This window comes from Mesorhizobium sp. M0968, from assembly GCF_040319065.1.
Taxonomy (GTDB): Bacteria; Pseudomonadota; Alphaproteobacteria; order Rhizobiales; family Rhizobiaceae; genus Mesorhizobium.
Genome location: NZ_JAMYNL010000042.1, coordinates 24,061 through 30,775, shown reverse-complemented (window position 1 = coordinate 30,775; position 6,715 = coordinate 24,061). Strand labels below are relative to the sequence as shown.

At 57.3% G+C, this 6,715-nt stretch carries 5 protein-coding genes and 2 pseudogenes; 2 read left to right on the top strand and 5 right to left on the bottom strand.

Annotation, left to right across the window (positions count from 1 at the left end):
• Window positions 1-693 precede the first annotated feature (693 nt).
• The 5 genes and pseudogenes from NKH67_RS31905 to NKH67_RS31885 form a co-directional block, all read right to left on the bottom strand.
• Window positions 694-1,527 (bottom strand): helix-turn-helix transcriptional regulator, encoded by an 834-nt coding sequence (locus NKH67_RS31905; RefSeq protein WP_353032727.1) that lies wholly within the window; start codon window positions 1,525-1,527, stop codon window positions 694-696.
• A 212-nt stretch (window positions 1,528-1,739) separates the two neighbouring features.
• Window positions 1,740-2,549, bottom strand: a pseudogene (locus NKH67_RS31900) (MFS transporter); the annotation flags it as partial.
• Window positions 2,550-2,839: 290 nt separating this feature from the next.
• Window positions 2,840-4,099, bottom strand: coding sequence for a tyrosine--tRNA ligase (tyrS, locus tag NKH67_RS31895; RefSeq protein ID WP_353032725.1), 1,260 nt, complete (start codon window positions 4,097-4,099; stop codon window positions 2,840-2,842).
• 96 nt (window positions 4,100-4,195) lie between these two features.
• Window positions 4,196-4,516, bottom strand: coding sequence for a hypothetical protein (locus NKH67_RS31890; RefSeq protein ID WP_353032723.1), 321 nt, complete (start codon window positions 4,514-4,516; stop codon window positions 4,196-4,198).
• Window positions 4,517-4,542: 26 nt separating this feature from the next.
• Window positions 4,543-4,779 (bottom strand): hypothetical protein, encoded by a 237-nt coding sequence (locus tag NKH67_RS31885; RefSeq protein WP_352691541.1) that lies wholly within the window; start codon window positions 4,777-4,779, stop codon window positions 4,543-4,545.
• 247 nt (window positions 4,780-5,026) lie between these two features.
• Here NKH67_RS31885 and NKH67_RS31880 point away from each other — a divergent pair.
• Together NKH67_RS31880 and NKH67_RS31875 are read left to right on the top strand one after the other, a co-directional pair.
• Window positions 5,027-5,953, top strand: a pseudogene (locus NKH67_RS31880) (IS5 family transposase).
• Window positions 5,954-6,037: 84 nt separating this feature from the next.
• Entirely contained in the window at window positions 6,038-6,715 is a 678-nt protein-coding gene (locus NKH67_RS31875) for a transposase (protein WP_245274818.1), read from the top strand.

Sequence of the window (6,715 nt, the reverse complement as noted above, 5' to 3'; positions counted from 1 at the left end):
GAGCGCGCTCCGGAAGACCGGCGACAGCGCTAAACTGGGGAAGATTCAAACGGCACTTCTGGGGAGTATTGAGCCGGCATCGACAGAGGCCTGAGCGGCAAATCGTCGTGCACGCGCACGGTTTGGCGTTCGATCTTGTGATGCGTCTTGGGCGGACAATCGCCACGGTGCAGCGCGCAGAAGCGGTCCCCAATTGGGAAGCCGAGGGCGGTGAGGGCAAGCCAGCGCCACAGGCGGAAGGGGACTTGGACCTGTTGCCCTGCTGGACCACAAGTTCGCGACACAGGGCCTCAAGGAGAAGACCAAGAGTGATTATGCGCGGGACCTCGCCAAATTCATCAAAAGCAGCGGGCCGTCAAAGTTCGGCGCCGATTGACATGGAGATAGCCATCGCGGCGGACCGCCCAGGCGGACCGCAAGCCGGAATACAACCGGGTGCAGGCGGCCAAGCTCGTCCACAAGATGGCGTCGGGCACACACCGGCGATGGGAGAGCGGACCGTGGAGTGCAGGAACTTCACGCCTATCCACGCTCCCGTGGACGTGTCCTGCGGCACATCGGCAGCGATATTGAGGAGGCAGTTGAGCTTCTGGTCGAGCACTCTTACCTGCCACTACCTACGCTTAACGTCATCTCGTACTGAAAACGCACCACGCAAGGTCGAGATGTAACATGCGCCCTTCGTGGATGGTTCTAAGCTTCCTCGGGCGCGGTCAATCTGTGATAACGGTCGCTTGGAACCTCCATCACCGCGACGTGATCAAGGTTGGCATATCGCGCTCGGTAGTAACCTTCTTCCTCCACTTCGGCGAAACTACACTGGGGAACGTCAAAGGTCGCAGCTTCCAATCCGAAGAAAGTCGTAGCGGTTTCTTCATCCAAGAAGTTCCACTCATCTTCTCCGTCGTCATATGTGACGCGAACATAGGAGGCCATGCGCACGGCTTCCTGATCACCTATCTCTGCGATGATGGCATCGCATTCTTTCTTCAGCTTTCCTGAAACCTCACCCTTATCCCAGTCATCCAAAGCCCGATAGATTTCTGGATGATAATACTCTGGCATCTCCTCTACATCGTCACCGATAAGCTCAATGGTGCGGACATATTGCGGATTTATCAAGAGTATTTTGTTGTCAAGGCTCCAACAATACAGCCATGGCCTGCTTGTGTTATTTCTACGCAGATTATGAAGTTCCTTCAACTGACGTAAAATCGATTCACGCGCCTTTTCATCGATAGGATATTGGCGGCTGCCAACAGTCGTCTTGATTCTGAGCGTGCCGTATCGCGTTTCGGCATCGGCAATTGCAAACGGGCTCGTGCGCCACTCCTCGACATCAATCTTCCAGCCCAGCAGCTCCTCGACCGTGCATTTCAACGTGAGACAAAGGTCCTTGATCTGCTCGACGTTCAACTGCGTTTTGCCTGTTTCCCAACGGGCCACAGTCTGTTGCGTCGTTGCCATCTGCTCTGCCAAATCTTTTTGAGTCATGCCCAGTCGAACCCTAAGCTCTTTCATGTTCATAACTCACCTCGCGTGTGCAATACACGCATTGTGGATGAATTAATCTAACACGTCAAGCGTGTTCAAAAATCGCAGCATGTGTTTTTAGGGCGTCTTCGAGGCTCCGACAGCCGTTCGTGACCACTTGCGCAAGACACAGGGCTGGTACACAGCACGAATGGGCGATCAAAAATTACTGCTGAAATTCAGATAATTATTGTGGGCGAGTCTGGATCTCTCTGATCGACACGATAGTCGACCATCACCATGATCGGACCGCTTCGTGGCCGCAGGTCAAGTTGCAGCGTCGGTTCGCTGAACTTGTTGGTCGGATCCAGATTGAGCGTTTCAAAATCCGGCTGACGCAGAAGGATGCCCATCAGTCCCCCAATGACAAGAACCAGCTGGCGGACGAGCAAGGCTCCCGAAACACCTTGGACATCCGCCAGTTCGCCCCAAAGCCAGCTTCCCGCCGCCATGCCGCCGTATGTGGCCGTCTGATAGAGAGAGGGCGCGTCCAACCACCCACCGCGGCGCCGAAAGCTGCACTGTGACGTTAAACAGCGAGAATGATTGAATCCAGGCCGCACCGGCTGGTATGAGGTTGAGACAGCTCAGCCCAACGTGCTCGCTCCATGCCCGAAAGAAGCAGCTGATCGCCAATACAAAGAACGCACCGCGAATGACCCATTCGTTGGAGAGAACTTCTCGGACCCGCCCGATGAGGAGCGCGCCGCAAATCGCTCCCAGGCCGAAGAAGCCGAGCATCACGCCGTAGGTGACTGCGGTCCCTTTGATCTGTTCGCGAGCGACCAACGGCAGGAGAGCCAAAATGACAACGGCGGTGAGGCCGAAAAGCTCCGGCACATCACCTTGAGAAGGTTCGGCGACAAGAGCACGTAACGGAAGCCCGCCGCCATCGCACTGCCGAAAGCCTCCCGCGGCAGCGCTTGTCGTGCCCGTTCGGCTTTCCATCGCAACAGCGCAGCGATCAGAGCGAAGTAGCAAAGGACGTTGAAGAGGAACGCGAAGGCCGTAGCCGACCATAGCGAACGGAAGGTCTTGTGCTGAAAAGGAACCAGTGAAGATGTTCTCTTCGCCATTGTGGGAAGCTTCGGGATCGACCGCGGGGCTGGATTTGGTTCGCCTCACTCAACCATGGCCTCGCCATACAAGCCAAGCTGCCACAGTGGCGCGCCTGCTAACCCAGAAAACTTGGCGGCCTTAACTACCCCCTGAGGAGTGTCTCTCGACATTCCTCAGGGAACTCGACGCGAATGTCTGCAATATCCGCTAAGCGGGCAGAATTTCTGCGACAGCATTTGCTGAAACCCTACTTTACAACAGTGTGGCGCTTCCGGCCGAGCGAAAGCCGGATCGGGAGGTCTTGGGAAGATATCATTGTATCAACCTCGACAACGTTGCCGTTGATCCGCACACCTCGTCCCGAGATCGCCCTTCGCGCTTCCCCTTTGGAGGAGGTCAATCCGGCGCGTACCAGCAAATCCACAAGGGCTACTCCGGCCAACCCCTCGGCGTCATTTAGATGAAGCGTCGGTAGCCCCTCTGCGGCTTCGCCCTGCCCAAATGCTTGGCTAGCCGTGGCCTCCGCCTGTTTGGCGGCGTTAGTTCCATGTGCCAGGGCCGTAGCTTCGTTGGCGAGACGTTCTTTGACGGCGTTTAGCTCGGTTCCTTCAGCCTGTCCAAATCGCTCGATCTCGTTCATCGGCAGATCGGTGAAAAGCTTCAGAAACCGAACGACATCAGCGTCTTCCGTGTTACGCCAGAATTGCCAGTAATCGTATGGCGAAAGGCGATCTTCGTTGAGCCACACAGCTCCGGCAGCCGTCTTACCCATCTTGACACCTGAAGGAGTCTTCAGAAGCGGCGTAGTCACTCCGAAGACTTCCTTTCCATCCGTCCGCCGTATCAAGTCGATGCCATTGATGATGTTCCCCCACTGGTCGGCTCCACCCATCTGCAAACGGCAACCGGTCCGGCGGGTTAGCTCAAGGAAGTCGAACGCTTGGAGGATCATGTAGTTGAATTCTAAGAAGCTCAGATTCTCCTGCTTTTCCAGCCGTGACTTCACACTGTCGAAAGAGAGCATCCGATTGACGGAGAAATGCCTGCCGACGTCTCTCAGCATGTCGATCCAACGAATGCTGTCCAGCCAGTCGGCATTGTTCACCATCACGGCATCCGTCGGGCCGTCTCCGAAGACAAGGAGACGGCCAAAGACCTTTCTGATCCCTTCAATGTTGGCGGCGATCCGCTCGTCCGTCAGCATCGGCCGCGCGTCCGAACGGAAGCTGGGATCGCCGATGCGGGTGGTCCCACCCCCAATGAGAACGATGGGTTTATGGCCAGTCTGCTGAAGATGACGAAGCGCCATGATCAGAAGAAGATGGCCGACATGAAGACTGTCAGCCGTCGCATCGAAACCAGCGTAAGCGGGTACGATGCCTGCTTCAAAGGCGGCATCGACACCCGGCAGGTCGGTCCCTTGATTTACATAGCCGCGCTCAATGAGCGTCTTCAAAGCGGCCGAACATGGTTCGGAATGACCGGTTGATAAATCGGGAAGTGCCATAGGGAATCCTCCTGGTATTGCCGCCAGGGGGTCCTCTCATGAACAAAGCCGCCTGACGGCGGCTTGTTTCAAGGCATGATCGAAACGCGCCGCTCCTTATGGAAGCGTCGCATAATAGATTGCAGCGATGAGCGCGGACTTGATCATGTCCCGATGCATAAAGGACTTTATCCGCACCTGCAAGCAATCTGAAATGGCTACTTCGGGGAGCTGCCGAGCCTCTGTCGCGACGATTTGCAACTGACTTTTGCACCTCGCAGAACTCAACTTTTGCGACAACATTTCCTGCTTCCCGCTTTCCTTCTGATGTCGAGCCCAGCGCTTCACCTGCGCTTCGCTGCAGCCGGTCAGCTTTGCCGTCCTGCTGATACTGTTGCCGCCAGACCGGAAGACAATAATGCGTTCGTGTGTCACCAAGTCAGCTTGGCCTCCGGCGGGGCGGCTTATCCGGATGACTGCACGCGATCAGTTGCTGGTTCAAGACAGGGAAGAAGGCCTGCATCGCCTTTGCCGATGTTCAAGGTCAGTTCAATGTGGGTAATTTTCCGACGCCGTATTGCGCCACCGGCAAAAACGGCGTGAATCCTGAAACCTACGCCTGCAATTGGTGTGAAGCAGGCGAAAAGGGCTGCAGTGGCGGCGATTTCATCGAGGAAGGTTTGCGGCGGCGGCAGCGACACCGTTTTCTCGCGTCAGCAAATCCCGCCAAACCATTACCACCCCAATTGCGACCACGATATTCAGGGGCCGTACCGGAACCACGAGGGTCCTTACCAGGCGTGTCTCGCCACGCAAACCACCACCCACAATGGCATGGTGTTTGCCCTTAGAGCCTGACCCGAAACTCGGTTTTGGGGGTGGAAGCGGTTGAGTGGCCCCGTCCGTTGTGATTCGCTTGAGTTGTCTAGACTTGAACGGGATAACGACATGGGTTGGACGGAGACCACCCGCCGGCGATATTGCCGCGCGGGGCAGCGAGATGCAAACGCGTTGACGGACAGGGAATGGGCGTTGCTCGAGCCGTTCCTGCCGGGAACGAAGACAACGGGACGACCGCGGACGACAGAACTTCGGGCGGTCGTGGACGTGCTCCTCTACATCGCCTGGACCGGCTGCCAATGGCGGGCATTGCCGGATCGGTTCCCGCCGGTCTCGACGGTTCAACGCTATTTCTATGCCTGGCGGGACAACGGGCTGTGGAAGACCATCAACTTCCACTTGGTGGCTGCGGCACGCCTGGCGCTTGGTCGCGAGGCGAGCCCGAGCGCCGGTGTCATCGACAGCCAATCGGCAAAGACTACGGACGTTGCCGGTTTGCGCGGTAACGACGTCGGCAAGAAGGTCAAAGGCCGCAAGCGCCATATCATTACTGCCACCGAGGGACACTTGGTCGGGCTGACGGTGCACACGGCCGACATCCAGGAAGGCAGTCGGCGTCATCGCCTCCATTCGACGGCTTTCTCCCTGGTTGCGGCATCTGTTCGCCGACGGCGGCTATGCCGGAGAAAAACTGTCGCAGGCACTGGCCAATCTCGGCACATGGACCATCGAAATCATCAAGCGCTCCGACGCGGCCAAGGGCTTTGAGGTGCTGCCACGACGATGGTCCTCGAGCGAACTTTCGCCTGGCTGGGACGTTGTCGCCGGCTCGCCAAAGACTTCGAGGCGACCATCGCCAGCGCCGAGGCATGGATCTTCATCGCCTCGATCCGCCTCATGCTTCGCCGCATGGCAGCTCCACGTCGTGCGTCGAGTTTCGAGTCAGGCTCTTACAGGCATGCGCAGGACGCGCGAAGCCGCTCAAATCTCCCCAGATGGGTCAGCCATCGAAGACCGGCATCACTTGCCCGTTGAGCGGCTATACGATAATGCTCCGCGCTAAGCAGCAAGCGCCAAAAATTCGAGCGGCGACTTCATTCTCCTATTCAGGAAGGAACTATGAGGCGGCAGACGCGACCATTCACCGTGGAAGTCAAACAAAAGCGCAATTATCAAAAATCCGCACGTTCCATCTGGGGCAATTTCGACATCGCCGCGGCGATGGCCGAGACAACAAAGGAAGTCGAGCCGTTAAATCGTCAGCTTGTTGACTCTACTGTAGTGGCCCTTGATGCTGAACCTTTGCAAAAACCGCGAGTGGAGCATTTCATGGCCAATCCCCTAGAAACCGAGTCGGCAGTAGTTCCTAGCGCACCGGCAGACAAAGCGGAAACGCCAAAACCGAAGACGAGAGCGCGGCGGTCGAGGAAGCCAGAAGCTGAGGCGAGCGCGCCTGCCCGCAAGGAGGGCGCCAAGCCGATATCCGCGACCACTGAAGCACCGCCGTCAGCGCGAACAGGCCGAAAGAGCTACTCCGCGAAGGATCGTGCCCAGAAGCTGGCGCAGATCGAGACCTCGATCGGCGGCGGCGCTACTCTCAAGAGCGCGGTGAAGCAAGCCGGCATCTCGGAACAGACATATTATCTTTGGAAGAAGGCGGCGGCGCCGGCGGCGGACAGTGACGGGCTGAAGGATCTCGTCGCGCTCGAGGAAGAAAACAAGCGGCTAAAGAGCCTGCTTGCCGATCGTCTCCGCAAGGAGAATGCGGAACTGAAGAAAAGGCTCGGGCTGGATTAA